The sequence below is a fragment of the Streptosporangium sp. NBC_01810 genome, assembly GCF_035917355.1.
Lineage (GTDB): Bacteria > Actinomycetota > Actinomycetes > Streptosporangiales > Streptosporangiaceae > Streptosporangium.
This window is the reverse complement of record NZ_CP109070.1, coordinates 5276798-5291582: the sequence shown is the minus strand read 5'-3', so window position 1 is coordinate 5291582 and position 14785 is coordinate 5276798. Positions and strand designations below refer to the sequence as shown.

The 14785-nt window shown below is 69.3% G+C and carries 15 protein-coding genes; 6 read left to right on the top strand and 9 right to left on the bottom strand.

What is annotated here, in order from left to right; translation table 11 throughout:
• Positions 1 to 50 precede the first annotated feature (50 nt).
• A complete protein-coding gene (locus OIE13_RS23455) occupies positions 51 to 641 on the bottom strand; it encodes a cob(I)yrinic acid a,c-diamide adenosyltransferase (RefSeq protein WP_326636540.1) in 591 nt (196 codons plus the stop codon).
• A 66-nt stretch (positions 642 to 707) separates the two neighbouring features.
• Here OIE13_RS23455 and OIE13_RS23450 point away from each other — a divergent pair, with 66 nt between their 5' ends.
• Positions 708 to 3863 carry a S41 family peptidase gene (locus tag OIE13_RS23450; protein ID WP_326828762.1) on the top strand — a complete coding sequence of 1052 codons (3156 nt, stop codon included), beginning with the start codon at positions 708 to 710 and terminating at the stop codon, positions 3861 to 3863.
• Positions 3864 to 4120: 257 nt separating this feature from the next.
• A complete protein-coding gene (locus OIE13_RS23445; protein WP_326636544.1) occupies positions 4121 to 4438 on the top strand; it encodes an STAS domain-containing protein in 318 nt (105 codons plus the stop codon).
• Between the two features lie 117 nt (positions 4439 to 4555).
• On the opposite strand, the gene OIE13_RS23440 is transcribed toward OIE13_RS23445, so the two are convergent.
• The 6 genes from OIE13_RS23440 to OIE13_RS23415 all read right to left on the bottom strand — a co-directional run bounded on the left by OIE13_RS23440 (position 4556) and on the right by OIE13_RS23415 (position 9845).
• Positions 4556 to 5161: a TetR/AcrR family transcriptional regulator gene (locus OIE13_RS23440; RefSeq protein WP_326636546.1), complete on the bottom strand. Its 606-nt coding sequence runs from the start codon at positions 5159 to 5161 to the stop codon at positions 4556 to 4558.
• A 1062-nt stretch (positions 5162 to 6223) separates the two neighbouring features.
• Positions 6224 to 6883, bottom strand: a complete 660-nt coding sequence (gene nucS, locus OIE13_RS23435) for an endonuclease NucS (protein ID WP_326636548.1) — start codon at positions 6881 to 6883, stop codon at positions 6224 to 6226.
• Positions 6884 to 7028: 145 nt separating this feature from the next.
• A complete protein-coding gene (locus OIE13_RS23430) occupies positions 7029 to 8183 on the bottom strand; it encodes an ABC transporter permease (RefSeq protein WP_326636550.1) in 1155 nt (384 codons plus the stop codon).
• Complete coding sequence (locus OIE13_RS23425; protein WP_326636553.1) at positions 8180 to 9058, bottom strand: ABC transporter ATP-binding protein; 879 nt, start codon at positions 9056 to 9058, stop codon at positions 8180 to 8182. Before OIE13_RS23425 ends, OIE13_RS23430 begins: the two co-directional genes overlap by 4 nt.
• Positions 9055 to 9408: a winged helix-turn-helix domain-containing protein gene (locus tag OIE13_RS23420; protein WP_326636555.1), complete on the bottom strand. Its 354-nt coding sequence runs from the start codon at positions 9406 to 9408 to the stop codon at positions 9055 to 9057. Before OIE13_RS23420 ends, OIE13_RS23425 begins: the two co-directional genes overlap by 4 nt.
• Entirely contained in the window at positions 9405 to 9845 is a 441-nt protein-coding gene (locus tag OIE13_RS23415) for a hypothetical protein (RefSeq protein ID WP_326636557.1), read from the bottom strand. The genes OIE13_RS23420 and OIE13_RS23415 overlap by 4 nt, the downstream gene beginning before the upstream one ends.
• A 186-nt stretch (positions 9846 to 10031) precedes the next feature.
• On the opposite strand from OIE13_RS23415, the gene OIE13_RS23410 reads away from it, so the two are divergent.
• The 4 genes from OIE13_RS23410 (at position 10032) to OIE13_RS23395 (ending at position 12354) form a co-directional block, all read left to right on the top strand.
• Positions 10032 to 10334: a 3-hydroxyacyl-CoA dehydrogenase NAD-binding domain-containing protein gene (locus OIE13_RS23410; RefSeq protein WP_326828761.1), complete on the top strand. Its 303-nt coding sequence runs from the start codon at positions 10032 to 10034 to the stop codon at positions 10332 to 10334.
• Entirely contained in the window at positions 10331 to 10651 is a 321-nt protein-coding gene (locus tag OIE13_RS23405) for an ATP/GTP-binding protein (RefSeq protein WP_326636561.1), read from the top strand. Before OIE13_RS23410 ends, OIE13_RS23405 begins: the two co-directional genes overlap by 4 nt.
• 34 nt (positions 10652 to 10685) lie before the next feature.
• A complete protein-coding gene (locus tag OIE13_RS23400) occupies positions 10686 to 11399 on the top strand; it encodes an alpha/beta hydrolase (RefSeq protein ID WP_326636563.1) in 714 nt (237 codons plus the stop codon).
• Positions 11400 to 11562: 163 nt separating this feature from the next.
• Positions 11563 to 12354 (top strand): alpha/beta fold hydrolase, encoded by a 792-nt coding sequence (locus OIE13_RS23395; protein WP_326636565.1) that lies wholly within the window; start codon positions 11563 to 11565, stop codon positions 12352 to 12354.
• 461 nt (positions 12355 to 12815) lie between these two features.
• Here OIE13_RS23395 and OIE13_RS23390 read toward each other — a convergent pair whose 3' ends face one another.
• Positions 12816 to 14096 carry a DivIVA domain-containing protein gene (locus OIE13_RS23390; RefSeq protein ID WP_326636567.1) on the bottom strand — a complete coding sequence of 427 codons (1281 nt, stop codon included), beginning with the start codon at positions 14094 to 14096 and terminating at the stop codon, positions 12816 to 12818.
• A 158-nt stretch (positions 14097 to 14254) separates the two neighbouring features.
• Entirely contained in the window at positions 14255 to 14716 is a 462-nt protein-coding gene (mce, locus tag OIE13_RS23385) for a methylmalonyl-CoA epimerase (RefSeq protein ID WP_326636569.1), read from the bottom strand.
• Positions 14717 to 14785: the final 69 nt, after the last annotated feature.

Genomic DNA, 14785 nt, shown 5'->3' with positions numbered 1-14785 from the left:
ACGGCGGGCCCCTCAGCGGGTGCCCGGGCTTCCAGAGGACGGCGGGCCCCTCAGCGGGTGCCGCCGGGCTTCCAGAGGATCTCGTCGCCGCCGGCGGCCACCCGGCAGAGGATGAACATCAGGTCGCTCAGCCGGTTGAGGTACTTCGCGGTCAGCGGATTGACGTCGTCGTGGGCCTCAAGCGCCGACCAGACGGTCCGCTCGGCCCGCCGGACCACGGTCCTGGCGACGTGCAGCCAGGCCACCGCGGGGGTGCCGCCGGGCAGGATGAAGCTGCGCAGCGGCTTGAGGCGCTCGTTGAACTCGTCGCAGCGTCCCTCAAGCCACTCGATGTAGGAGGGCTCGACCCGCAGTGGCGGGAACTCGGGGTTCTCCGTGATCGGGGTGCAGAGGTCGGCTCCGACGTCGAACAGCTCGTTCTGGATCCGGGCGAGAACGGCGGTGACGTCCGCCTCCAGGGAACCCGTGGCCAGTGCCACGCCGATCGCCGCGTTGGCCTCCTCGACGTCCGCGTAGGCGGCCAGGCGCGGGTCGGTCTTACGGGTGCGGCTCATGTCGCCGAGCGCGGTCGTGCCGTCGTCCCCGGTACGGGTGTAGATCTTGGAGAGCACCACCGGGTTGTCTCTGTCAGCTCGCGTCATGCCGTCCAGCCTATCGGTGCGAAAATTGCCCCCGATTTACCTGATAGTGGACAATATGATTTGTCAATGGTTTCTGGTTTCTACCTGCGATTCCCCCACATCTCCCACGAGACGCTGACGTTCGTCGCGGACGACGACGTCTGGATGGCTCCGGCGGACGGCGGCCGGGCGTGGCGCCTCTCCGCCGACCGGGCCCCCGCGAGCCATCCCCGTCTCTCGCCCGACGGCACCAGGGTCGCCTGGACCAGCGTTCGCGACGGCGCCCCCGAGATCTACCTGGCGGATCTGGACTCCGGGTCCGCCGAGCGGCTGACCTACTGGGGTGACGCGCGGACGCGCACGCGCGGCTGGACACCGGAGGGGGAGATCCTCGCGATCAGCGCGACCGGCCAGCCGTTCATCTGGCAGACCTGGGCCTACGCGCTCGGAGACGGAGCCGTCGAGCGGTTGCCGTACGGTCCGATCAACGACCTGTCGGTCACGGGTGAGGCGGTGGCACTGCTCGCCGGGGGGCTGCCCCGCGATCCGGCGGTCTGGAAGCGCTACCGAGGCGGTACGGCGGGTCGCCTGTGGGTGCGGCGTGGCGAGGGGGACTTCACCCGGCTCCTGGCCGACCTGAACGGCCACCTGGCCGGCCCGATGCTCGTCGGCGGGCGGCTCGCCTTCCTCTCCGACCACGAGGGCGTCGGCAACCTCTACTCCTGCGAGCTGGACGGCACCGGCTTGCGCCGTCACACCGACCACGAGGCCTTCTACGCCAGGCACGCCACCACCGACGGAAGGCGGATCGTCTACCAGAACGCCGGTGATCTCTACCTACTGGACGATCTTGACGCCGAGGCCCGCAAGCTCGACGTCACGCTCGGCTCCCCGCTGCGGGGACGGCAGCCCTACCAGGTCAACGCGGGCAGGCGGCTGCACGACCTGGCCGTGGACGCGACCGGGCGGGCCAGTGCGGTGGAGGTCCAGGGGACGGTGCACTGGGTGACCCACCGGGACGGACCGGCGCGGCAGCTCAGTGACGGCCTGTCGGCGGGGCGGCCCCGCGTCCTCGGTGACGACCGGGTGGTGTGGGTCTTCGACGACGGTGCGACACAGGGGCTGGAGATCGTTCCCACCGGGGGCGGGGAGAGCCGCAGGATCGCCGAGGGCAGGCTGGGAGAGGTCGGCGACCTGGCGGTCGCGCCGGACGGGAACACGATCGCGGTGAGCGCCAGGGACGGGCGGCTGCTCCTGGTCGACGTGGCCTCCGGCGAGGTCGTGGAGCTGGCGAGGGCCGACGGCGAGGTGCACGGCCTCGCCTGGTCGCCGGATTCCGGCTGGCTGGCCTGGTCGCACCCGGACGGCCCGCAACTGCGCAGGATCAGGCTGGCCAGGGTGGCGGACCGGGTCATGACCGATGTCACGGACGGCAGGTTCTTGGACACCTCGCCCGCCTTCGCGGGTGACTACCTGGCGTTCCTGTCTCGGCGTGGTTTCGACCCGATCTATGACGCGCACTCCTTCGACATGTCCTTCCCTCTCGGTTACCGGCCCTATCTGGTGCCGCTGGCCGCGTCCACGCCGTCCCCGTTCGCGCCCAGCGCCGCGGGGCGGCCCATCGCCGACTCCGGTGACGACGACAAGCGGGACGAGGCCGCGATCACCGTGGACCTGGACGGCATCGCCGCCAGGGTCGTGCGGGTGCCGGTGCCCGAGGGGCGCTATTCGGACCTGCGGGCGGTCAAGGGCGGGTTCGTCTGGCTGCGCGAGCCACTGGCGGGGGAGCTCGGCGAGGACAGGGACGAGGTGGGAGGCGAGGCGCCCCGGGCGGCGCTGGACCGCTACGACCTGGACAAGCGCAAGTGGGAGGAGGTGGTCGACAAACTCGACTGGTATCGGGTGAGCGGTGACGGCACGCAGCTCGTCGTCAGTGACAAGGGCACGCTCACGGTCCGGCCGGCCAGTGGCAAGGCGGGCGCCAAGAACGGCGACGAGGCGACCGTCGACCTGTCCAGGATCCGGATCACCGGCGACCCTCGGGCCCTGCGGCGTCACGCCTACGCTCAGGCGGGCCGCCGGATGCGCGCCGACTTCTGGGTCGAGGACATGGCCGACGTCGAGTGGGAGGCAGTGCTGGAGGAGTACCTGCCGCTGGTGGACCGCGTCGCCACCGCCGACGACTTCGCCGATCTGCTCTGGGAGGTCGTGGGGGAGCTGGGCAGCTCGCACGCCTATGTCGACGCGGCCGGTTGGGGTTACCCGGCCTCGGAGCCGGTCGGCCTGCTCGGCGCCGATCTCTCCAGGGGGGCCGACGGCCGCTGGCAGGTGGAGACGGTGCTGCCCGCCGAGTCCTCCGACGTGCACGCCCGCTCGCCGCTGGCCGGGCCTGGGGCGACGGTCATGGAGGGAGAGACGCTGCTCGCGGTCGACGGCCGCCCGGTGCCGCCGCAGGGTCCGGCCAGGCTGCTGGTCGGCGCCGCGGACAAGCCGGTCGAGCTGACCCTGGGTGGTGGCCGGAGGGTGGTCGTCACGCCGCTCGGTGACGACAGGCGCCTGCGCTACCAGCACTGGGTGGCCGGGCGCCGGGCGCGGGTCAGGGAGCTCGGCGATGGCCGCCTCGGCTACCTGCACATCCCGGACATGGTGGCCGAGGGGTGGGCGCAGTTCCACCGCGACCTGCGCAGGGAGATGACCTTCGAGGGGCTCGTGGTGGACGTGCGGGGGAATCGAGGCGGTCACACCTCCGAGCTGGTCATCGAGAGGCTGATCCGCCGGGTCATCGGCTGGGACCTGCCCAGGGGTATGACGTCGATCACCTATCCCGAGGACGCGCCGCGCGGACCGCTGGTCGCGATCACCAACCAGAACGCCGGATCCGACGGCGACATCGTCACCGCGGCCTTCAAGATCTACAAGCTCGGGCCGGTGGTGGGCACCCGCACCTGGGGTGGCGTCATCGGCATCGAGGGCGGCCACCGGCTGGTCGACGGGTCGCACATCACCGTGCCCAGGTACTCCTTCTGGTTCGAGGAATTCGGCTGGGGGGTGGAGAACTACGGCGTCGATCCGGATGTCGAGATCGACATCACCCCCGACGACTGGGCGGCCGGCAGGGATCCGCAGGTCGAGGAGGCGGTACGGCTCGCGCTGGCCGCGCTGGACGAGCGTCCGGCGGCGACCCCGCCCGACGCCTCCACCCGGCCGTCCCGTCGCCGCCCCGCGCTGCCACCCCGCCCATAGGCGACAGGCGTGACCAACCGGATCATCGCCATCCGGTTGGCTCAGGGAAAAGGTTGGCTTTGGGCCGCGTTTTATCCGTTCATTCGGGCAAGGGGTTCTCATGTGTGTAAGAAGGGTGAATTCGGAAGCGGGGGAGGTTCACGGCTTCTTACACGCTGTGCCATCATATGGATGCGGTGCGTGATCGACTGGCTGCGGTGACGCACCGCCGTTGTGCCCGGCCACGTCTACTCCGTGGCCAGGTGTGAGGGGGAGGTATGCGCGTCCCTGGTAACCCCCAGGCCCAGGTGGTCGCTGTCGGGAACCGTCTTGATGTGGGAACCGTCACCGGAGTACGCCCGCGGCTGCACGAGGCGGTCGACTCCGGGCGCGGCGACCTGATCGTGGATCTTTCCAAGCTGGAAATGATCGACGCCACCGGGCTGGGGGTGTTGGTGGGTACGCATCGCCGCGCTGTGGGTGCGGAACGCCGCCTTGTTCTCAGGGGAGTGCCACCGAGGATCATGCGGGTGCTGGCGGTGACCCGGCTCAACCGGGTCCTCACCGTCGAACTCCCCGTGGCCACGGTGGCCTGATCCGGCCGCCCGTCGAAGTGCGGGATGACGTCGGTGCCGCCGGAACATATCGGAGGACGGGTCGGCTGAGGCCCGTCCTCGCCCATGCCTTGTCGATTTCGTGCCGAGGTGATCCGGTTACGCGGTGAATAACCGGTAGAAGAAGTGAACGGCAGTGCTGATCATGCTCTCGGTCGAGGGCGGGTCGTCGGCCAGCACCCACTCGATGAGCAGCTCCTGGATCGCCCCGATCATGCCCAGCGCGAGCAGATGCCGGTTGGCCTTGACCGCTTCCGGCAGGTCTGCGACGTTCAGCTCGATCATGTCGGTGAAGGCCGTGACGGCCAGCTGCCGTGAGCTGACGAGGCAGTCACCGGCCCTGCGCACCTCCAGGTGCATGATCCTGGCGCGACGCCTGTCTTCGGTGACGAAGTTGATGTATCCGGAGATTCCCGCCTCAACTCGGGTGGTCAGAGTGTCGGTGGCCTGCTCTATGGACTTCGCCACCGACTGCAGCGTCTCGTGCACGCACCGGTCGTGCACGGCCCGCATCAACTCGTTGCGCCCGGAGAAGCACTCGTAGAAGGCGCGGTTGGAGATACGTGCCGCGGCGCACAACCTCTCAATCGTGGTTTCGGGGAATCCGATATCGGAGTAAAGGATGTACGCCGCGGAGATCAGACGTTCCCGGCGTTCCGCCAGTCGCTCCTCCGCTGACATTCCACGATACGGCCGTCCGTTCATGTCAAACCCCTGAGAGTCGGTGTGGGGTTGACGGATAATCGCTTTGTCACTTCCACCTCATGGTTCTAGCCCCCAGAATCAACCATCTCATGGTTCTAGCCCCCAGAATTAACCATTATGGGTGCAAGATCCTTTTTGTGGAAGGGGCATTGTGCTATTACCTGCGTTGCCCATGCGGGAAGGTGACAAGTCTGACTAGTCGGTCAAGTTCCTTCTAGCTGCGGGTGAATGAGGGGGACCTGCCGCGACCCGAGCACCCTGTGCGCGTTCCTGGCGGCCCAGTCGGAGGTGCGCTGTCCGGTCGCCGCGGTCAAGGTCGTCTACTCTGTGCCGTGACGGGTGCCCCGGAAGGCGAAACGCCGCTCGGGTGCCCCGGATTTCTCGTGCGGGTCCGCCGCCGGTTCGCCGCGGGTCGGTTGACGGGCCGCGGCCCGCGAGGCCCCGGCGGGTGAACCCGCGCCGCCGTGCCTATCTACACCAGGCTGCCCTCCCGGCGCTTATGCAGAGGCCCGAGGTCCGGGCTTTGTTTCGCAGGGAGAGGCTGTCCCATTCACAGAATTTCGTTGTCGAACCGTCTCTGTGCTCGATGTATCCGGATCGGCCTCCCGCCTCCACGCGGTATCCCCTGGAGTTCGGCGAGTGGAATCCGCTGCACCCCCTGAGCAACGCCCCGACGTTGTTATCGGATCTGTAGAATATGTACCGTACGGATCTGCTTGTCTGCCGACAGTCCAGCGCGTTCTCCCGGGCGGTCGATGCGGTTGTCGGGGCGAAAGTGAATCCGGTCGGCGTGACCATGGCACGAGTGCGGTGGTGGCCTTTCTCCAGTTTTTCATGTGTCTCACTTCTACTGGTGCGGCACGGAGAGTATGGACTGTGATGCCGTGCGCTACCTGTTCTCGACGCCGGAAATCACGTCTCCGGATGAGGCCTGAGGGCAATACCGTTTAACGGCATGCTGCAAGAGCTCGAAGATGGGAATTCCGGTGGCGGGCCGGGCCTCGGCGGCGGTGGGAAACCGCGCCCGGCCCGTAGCCTGGCACGCTCGACCCGTAAGCCCCGCTAGAACAGGGTGTCGTTGCGCTCGATGCCGCGTAGCTCGTCGTAGTCGAGGGTCACGCAGCGGATCCCGCGGTCCTGGGCCAGCGTCTTGGCCTGCGGCGCGATGCTCTGGGCGGCCAGGATGCCGGTCACGGGGGCGAGCAGGGGGTCGCGGTTCATCAACTCCAGGTAGCGGGTGAGCTGCTCCACGGCGTCGATGCCGGCGCGGCGCTTGAGCTCCACGGCCACGGAGGCGCCCGTTTGGTCGCGGCAGAGGATGTCCACCGGGCCGATGGCCGTCATGTACTCGCGGCGGACGAGCGTCCAGCCCGCACCCAGGGTGGTGATGTGCTCGGCGAGCAGCTCCTGTAGGTGGGCCTCGACGCCGTCCTTGATGAGCCCGGGGTCCACGCCCAGCTCATGGCTGGTGTCGTGGATGATCTCCTCCATGGTGAGGACGAGCTTCTCGCCGGTCTTGCCGTGGGTCACCGTCCAGGTGCCCTCCTCCTCGCGGAGCCTGCACGGCGGGTTCATCCAGTTCAGCGGTTTGAAAGCCCGGTCGTCGGCGTGGATGGAGACGCTGCTGTCGGCCTTGATGAGGATGAGCCGAGGCGCCATCGGAAGATGGGCGGTGAGCTTTCCGACGTAATCCACGCTGCACCGCGCGATGACCAGACGCATTACCGAAGACTATCGGCCTGACGGTGCCCCGATCCCCGTGATCCGGCCACGGCGGTCTCCATCGCACCGCCCGTGACCGTACGCGTGAGCCGGTGGGCGGCTCACGCGTACGGTCACGGGCGGTCACGGGCGGTCACGGGTGCGGTCAGCGGACCACCTCGGAGAGTTTGACGCGGGCGCCGGTACGCAGGACCGCGCGCTGGTAGATGCGCGCACCGAGCAGGAGCGTGCCCACCGTGGCCAGCAACATCAGGACCGCCGCCACCACGATCTCCCAGGCGAGCACCTCGCCCCCGGCCATCCGGACCGGCATGACCATCGAGGAGAACGGCGGCACCAGCGACAGGATCCTGGCCACCGCGCTGCCCGGCTGGACCGCCGCGAAGTAGGCCACCACGTAGGTGATCATCATGAGCATCGTCATCGGTGTCAGGACGCTGTTCGCCTCCTCCTGCCTGGAGACCAGCGACCCGAGCGCCGCCGCCAGGGCGGCGAAGAACGCGTAGCCGAGGATGAACCAGAACAGGGTGCTGATCACGATGCCCGTCATGCCCGGAGGCAGGTCGGCCGCGAAGCCGGTCGCCGCCGCCGCGCCGAGACCGGCCACGATGATCACGACGAGGTTGGCCAGCGCGAGGGCGCCCAGCCCGACGATCTTGCCGCCGAGCAGCTGCCAGGGGCGGATCGAGGTCAGCAGGATCTCCACGATCCGGCTGCCCTTCTCCTCGATCACCCCCATGGCGACGTACATGGAGGAGTAGATGATCAGGAAGAACAGGGCCATGACCAGCAGGGACGCGATGCCCACCCGCACGCCCGCGTAGCGGGCGTCGGCGCCGACCGAGACCGTCTCCAGGGGGGTGACCCGCATCGCCTGGGCCACCTTGGCCGGGTCCAGGCCCGCGTCGGCCAGTTGCCGCTGGGTCTGGGCGGCCCGGTGCGCATTCTCCAGCAGCAGGCCCAGCTCGCGGTCGACCTCGCCGTCGGCGAGCAGCCTGCGGCCGTCCACCACCGCGGCGTCCACATCGCCCGCGTTGACCGCGCCGCTCGCGGCGGCCTCGTCGGGGAACTCCCTGACGGTGATCGTCACGTCCTTGGCCGTGCCGGTCAGAGCCGGTCGCAGCACCTGCGACTGCGCTCCGACGAGCCCCACCGTGTAGGAGTCGGGCCCGGAGAAGAGTTTGGGCAGGAACGCGAGCGCGGCGACCAGCACGGCGCTCACCACCAGCCCGATGACGAACGCCTTCGTACGGCCGCGCGTGATGATCTCCCGCCGTGCGACCAGCCACAGCCCGCTCACGCGACCGCCTCCCTGAAGATCTCGGTGAGTGTGGGCCGCTGCCAGCCGAAGTGCTCGACCTTTCCGGCCTTGACCGCGAGGTGCAGGATCTCCTGGCCGTCGCCGTCCACGCCCGCGACGAGGACCTCGTCGCCCGTCTCGACGACCTCCCCCGGCAGGGACGCGGCCCAGCCGGGGGAGGCGTCCCTGACGATCACTCTGAGCCGGCCGCGTCCCTCCCGGTCGCGCAGGCTCTCGACCGTGCCGCTGGCCACCACGCGGCCCGCGGAGATGATGCCGACCGAGTGGCAGAGCCGCTCGACGAGGTCCAGCTGGTGGCTGGAGAAGAGCACGGGCACGCCCGCTTCGCACCGCGCGGCGAGCACCTCGGCCAGAGCGTCGACGGCGAGCGGGTCGAGCCCGGAGAAGGGCTCGTCCAGCACGAGCACCTCGGGGTCGTGCACCAGCGCCACCGCGAGCTGCACGCGCTGCTGGTTGCCCAGGGAGAGCGCGTCCACCGTGTCGTTCGCGCGTTCGGTGAGTGCGAGCTGTTCGAGCAGGTCGCCGGTGGCCTTCCTCGTCCCGCTCGCGGTCAGGCCGCTGAGCCTGCCGAAGTACTCGACCTGCTCGGCGACCTTCATCTTCTGGTAGAGGCCGCGCTCTTCGGGCATGTAACCGAACCGGCGCCGGTCCTCGAACGTCAGAGGCCGGCCGTCGCGGAGCACCGAGCCCGAGTCGGCGGTCAGCACGCCCATCAGGATGCGCATCGTGGTGGTCTTGCCCGCGCCGTTGGCTCCGACGAAACCAAACATCTCGCCGGGTTTCACGGAGAACGTCACCCCGCTCAGGGCGGTCTTGTCGCCGTATCGTTTGTGCAGGTCGGCTATCTCGATCATGGGGGAGATCCTTCGGTAAGGCGCCTCAGCACGGAGACGTAGTCGTGGAACGCCTGGCGGCCCTCGTCGGTGAGAGCCAGCCAGGTGCGTGGGCGCTTACCCACGAAGGCCTTCTCCACGCGCACGTAGCCGGCCTCTTCCAGGGTGATGACATGCTTGGAGAGCAGGGAGTCGCTGACCTCGATCGTGTCGCGCAGGAAGCGGAACTCCGCCCTGTCGGTGGCCGCCAGGGCGGCCATGATCGACAGTCGGACGGGTGCGTGGATGACGTCGTCGAGGTCGTGCCGGGGGTGCGAGCCCGTACCATCCCCGGCACGACTCGTCTCTCCGGCTCCGTTCCTGCCGCTCACCGCTCCGCCCGCAGCACGCGCCATGCCGCGTAGAAGGGCGGGATGCTCGCACAGGCCGCCAGCGTGACCAGCGTCGCGATCCAGCCGCCGTCCGGGTCGTCGGGGCGGAAGAACGTCCCGAACACGAACACGGCCAGGAAGGCGACGAAGTAGGTGACCGTCACCGGCCCGGTGAATTTGTTGACCCAGGTGACCTCGCGGTCCTGGACCCGCATGCGGCCGAGGTGCCAGGCGAACACGAAGGTCAGGACGATCCACGCCACCCCGGCCGTGGCCCGGGACCAGCCAGGGCCGAGATACATGATCGGCCAGTACGCGATCGTGCCCAGGCCGAGGAGCGCGTAGAGCAGGCCGGCGACACGCGCCGGCCGCCGGGGGCGCCGGTCGACCTCGCCGATCTGCCGCAGAGCCTCCTCCGGCGTCAGGTCGTCTCCCATGCCTCCTCCTCTGTTCATGTACTCAAATAGTAATTACTACTCAACTTCCATTCAAGTACTTTCTTTCCCCTCCCGCGGTGCATGCCCGGCTTTTGGGTAGCCGATCCCTCTCTGGGAGACTGTTGCGGTTCGAGGACGGGCGGTTTGTCGTGCGGAGCGGGATCCGCAGGCAGGGTGGGGAGAGCGATGACGGGCAGTTTTGAGACGGTCGGCGTGGCCGGCCTCGGCACTATGGGCGCCGGGATCGCCGAGTGCTTCGCCCGTGCCGGGATCGCTGTGATCGGGGCGGAGGCCGGTCCTGAGACGTTGACGCGAGGCCGGGGCCATCTGGAGGACTCCACGGGCCGCGCGGTCGCGAAGTGCGCGAAGTACGCGAAGTATGCGAAGTATGCGAAGTACGCGAAGTGCCGCGAACCGTTCCTCGCGCCCGTACCGCTGCCGGGGCAGCTCGTCGCGGCGGGGGTCCGGAGCCTCCGAGACCTGCCGTGAGCCCCCGCAGGGCCCGTCGGGCCGACCCGTTCGACCGCGGCGGCAACCGGGGGTCGGCTCGTCCCGTCGGCGGATCCGTGCCAGGTGCCGACCAGACGGAAGAGTGGCCCGACGGAGACTGGCAGGTACGCCGGGTCACCGGTGGCGCGGCGGACAAGGTCTACCGCTGCCCCGGCTGCGACCAGGAGATCAGGCCGGGCCTGCCGCACCTGGTCAGCTGGCCCGCCTGGCAGGGCGGCGAGCAGGAACGCAGGCACTGGCACACCGCGTGCTGGCGCAACCGGGTCAGGCGCGGTCCTGGCAGAAGCAGATACTGACCGGCGTGAATCGCCGGTCGTGGTGAGGAGAGACATGGAGATCCGGGCCTCTACGGTGCTGCCCGCGCGCAGGGAGCCGATCGAGCTGCACACCGGTGACGGGCTGACGCTCGTCGGCGAGCTGGCCCTTCCCGCCGACCGGCCTCCGGCGGCCACACTGGTCTGCCTGCATCCGCTGCCCACCCACGGCGGCATGATGGACAGCCACGTCTACAAGAAGGCGGCGAACCGGTTGCCCGCCCTCGCCGACCTGGCCGTGCTGCGGTTCAACACGCGCGGCACCACCTCCGAGCGGGGAACATCCCAGGGCGCCTTCGGCAAGGGGGAGGACGAGCGCCTGGACGTCGCCGCGGCCCTGGAGTACGCCGACTTCCACGACCTGCCCCGGGTCTGGCTGCTCGGCTGGTCCTTCGGTACCGAACTGGCGCTCAAGTGGGGCCGCGACCCGCTGGTGGAGGGGGCGATCCTCCTCTCCCCGCCGCTGCACAGGGCTACCGACGCAGACCTCGACGGGTGGGCGGAGTTCGGGCGGCCGCTGACCGCGCTGGTTCCGGAGTTCGACGACTACCTCCGCCCCGAGCAGGCCCGCGAGCGCTTCGCCAGGGTGCCCCAGGCCGAGGTCGTCGGGGTGGACGACGCCAAGCACCTGTGGGTCGGCGAGCCGTACGTGCGGATCGTCCTCAACGAGATCGTCCTGCGGGTCAATCCGGCCGCCCACCCCCTCCCCACCGAGGTCGCCGACTCGTAGGCACCCGTCCGGTTCGGACCCGTCCGGTTCGGACCCGTCCCGGAAGCCTCGTCGCCGTATCGCCGGTCGGGTCCCGTTCGTTGACCTCGGAGTTACCGCAACGTCATAAACGGTTGTGGAAGCGGGGGTGCCAGATGGGGGCTCCGGGAATACGGTGGACGGCGTGCAGTTGTACACGCGATCGGCTGGAGAGGGGCTTCCGGTCGTCCTCCTTCACGCGTTCCCCCTGTCGTCGGCCATGTGGCTGGCCCAGCGCGAGGGCCTGGCCGCGGTCTGCAAGGTCATCACTCCCGACCTGCGCGGCTTCGGTGGCTCGCTGCTGGGCGGGGACGATCCCTCCCTCGACGTGATGGCCGACGACGTCGTGCGCCTGCTGGACAGCGAGGGCGTCGACCGCGCGGTCGTCGGCGGCCTGTCCATGGGCGGCTACGTGACGATGGCCCTGTGCCGCCGCCACCCCGACCGGCTGCTGGGGGTGATCCTCGCCGACACGAAGGCGGGCGCCGACCCGCAGGCCGCGAGATCCAACCGCGAGCGGATCGCCGCCGCGGTGCTTCGGGAGGGCACGTCCGTCCTGCTGAAGGAGCTGCTGCCGGGGCTGGTCGGGCAGACCACGGTGCGGAGCAGGGCGATGGTGTTCGGCCGGGTACGGGGGCTGGTCCAGTCGGCTCCGCCGACGGCCGCGGCCTGGGCGCAACGGGCCATGGCCGCCCGTCCCGACTCCTTCGACACGCTGCGGGCGATCAAGACACCCGTCCTGGTGATCGTGGGCGAGGAGGACGAGATCACCCCGCCGGCGGAAGCGGGCGCGATGGTCGAGGCGGTGCCCGACGGGCGGCTGGCCGTCATCGAGAAGGCCGGCCACCTCAGCGCGATCGAGCAGCCCGAGGCGTTCAACCGGGCGGTGTCGGACTTCATTGCCGAGCTTGCCGGGGGATCACCACCTCGCGGATGAGCAGGGCGATCGCCGCGTCCACCGCACCGCCCGTCAGCGCACCGCCCGTCAGCGCACCGCCCGTCAGCGCGGCGGTGACGGTGCGGGAATGCCCGTCAGCGCGGCGGTGACGGTGCCGGAACGCCCGTCAGCGCGCCGCCGAACAGCGTGGCGATGACGGTGACCGCCGGGGTCACGTCCACCGAGTGCCTCATCACCCGGGGATGGATCAGGTAGTTCTCGACGTACGGGACACCGGCGGGTGCTGCGCGCGGATCGGGCCCCCGGAGGGCGGGACCGGCTCCTGACTCGGGGCGGGAGCCCCAGGGTCGTCGGACACCGGTGACGCTTCGGGGACGACCGCTCCTGACTGTGGGTAAGGGGGTAGGTAAGCGGGGCGGTAGACGGGAAGAAAGCCTGGTGACCGTGAAGGTCGCCAGGCTCTCGACAGCCGTCGTCAACGCCCCGGAGTCAGCGGCTGCCTATTCCTGCCACCACTCCGCGTCGTCGTCCTTCTCCGCTCTGGCGGGAGTCGGAACCGGCTTCTCGGCGCCGTTGGTGGCGGCGGGGATGGCCGGCTTCGGCGGGGCCGCGGCGATCGCGGGCTCCGGGTCGGCGGCCGGGAGCGGCGCGCCACCGAGCAGCTGGCGCAGCTGGGCGAGGTGGCTGGTGATGCTGTCGCGCTGGCGGGTCAGTTCGTCGACCTGGCGCTGGGCGACGGAGCGGCTCCGCTCGGACTCCGACTTGGCCTCGGAGACGATGGACTCGGCGCTCGACTTGGCCTCGGACACGACCTGGTCGGCGTTCTTACGCGCGTTGGCCAGCAGCTGCTTGGCGTGCGTGTCGGCCTCACGGCGGGTCTGCTCGGCCTGCTGGGTGGCCTTGGTGGCGCGCTGCTCGGCGGTGGCCGCACGCTGCTCGGCCTCGGCGACCAGCTTCTGGGTGGCGGCCTGCGCCGTGGCGTGGCGCTCGGCCTCCTGGCGCTCGGCCTCCTCGCGCCGGGCGGCGAGCTGGATCTCGAACTCCGCCTCGTCCTGGGCCCGCTTGGCCTCGGACTCCTCAAGCACCCGCTGGGCCTGGGCGCGCATCTCGTCGGCCTGGCGCTTGGCGGTGGTGAGGACCTCATCGCGCTCACGCTTGGTCGAGGCGCGCAGCTGGGCCACCTCGCGCTCGGTGGTGGTGCGCAGCTTGGCGATCTCGCGCTCGGCGTCGGCGCGCTTCTCGGCCACCTCGTGGTCGGCGGTGGCCCGCAGCTTGGAGACCTCGCGCTCGGTGGTGGCGGTCAGCTCGTCGGCCTCGCGGCGGGCGGTCGAGCGGATCTCCTCGGCCTCGCGCTCCGCGGTGGTGCGCATCTCGTCGACCTCGCGGGTGGCGAGGGCGCGCTTCTCCGCGGCCTCGTTCTCAGCGGCGGCGCGCAGGTCGGCGGCCTCGACCTTGGACGCCGCCTTGATCTCGTTCGCCTCGGACCTGGCTGCCTGGACCAGTTCGGTGGCCTGCTCCTCCGCCAGGCGGAGCAGTTGCTCGATCCGGGCGCCGAGGCCGGAGTAGGTCGGACGCTCCTGCTCCTGAAGCTGGCGTTGGGAGTCGGACAGATCCCGCTGCAGGCCCTGAACCTGCTCACGGGACTGCCGAAGCTCACCGTCGATTTGCTTCAGATGGTCGTGGACCTGGTGCCGGTCATAGCCACGGAGCACCACGTCGAATTCCCGAGCGGGGGCGTCTTCAAAGAAATTGTTGAGCTGGGCGTCGATGTCGGACTGCATGGAGGCTCGATCCTGGGTTGTCGAGACGGCTACACGGGCCGGACGGGGGGTTTCAGGCATCCGAAGCGGGAGCCGGGGCGGGATCCACGTCCGGTGGTACGCCAGCGTACTCCGCCGTTGCCGAGTTGGCGGTCTCGTCCGACTTTATGCGCGACTTGTTACGTATCAGCGTTTCTTGCATTCGACATGGTCCCAGCTTGCCTTTCCGGAGCCTGGACGAGTTCGGTAAGCATTCCGCCCACGTCTTTGGGGTGAAGAAAGGCGATGGACGAACCCATGGAGCCGTGGCGCGGCCGTTCGTCGAGCAACCGGATTCCCCTGCCACCGATCGTCTCCAGGGTCTGCACGACATCCGGAACGCCGAAGGCGACATGATGAACGCCTTCCCCGCGCTTCGCGAGAAATTTGCCGACCGGCGTGTCGGGGGCGAGCGGTTCGAGGAGCTGGATGTAAGACCCACCGCCCTCACCGTCGGCGATGTGCAGCATCGCCTCCTTCACCCCCTGCTCGGCGTTCACCTCGCGGGCCACCACCGTAAGTTCGAAAGTCTGTTCGAAAAAAGAGATCTTCTCTTCAAGGTTGTGACAGGCGATTCCCACATGGTCGATGCGCATGAACATAGGGCCATCCTCCTTCAAGGTCACCAAGGTACTCACGGGTATGGTTGCAAAGTCGTTCCAAGCTCTGTC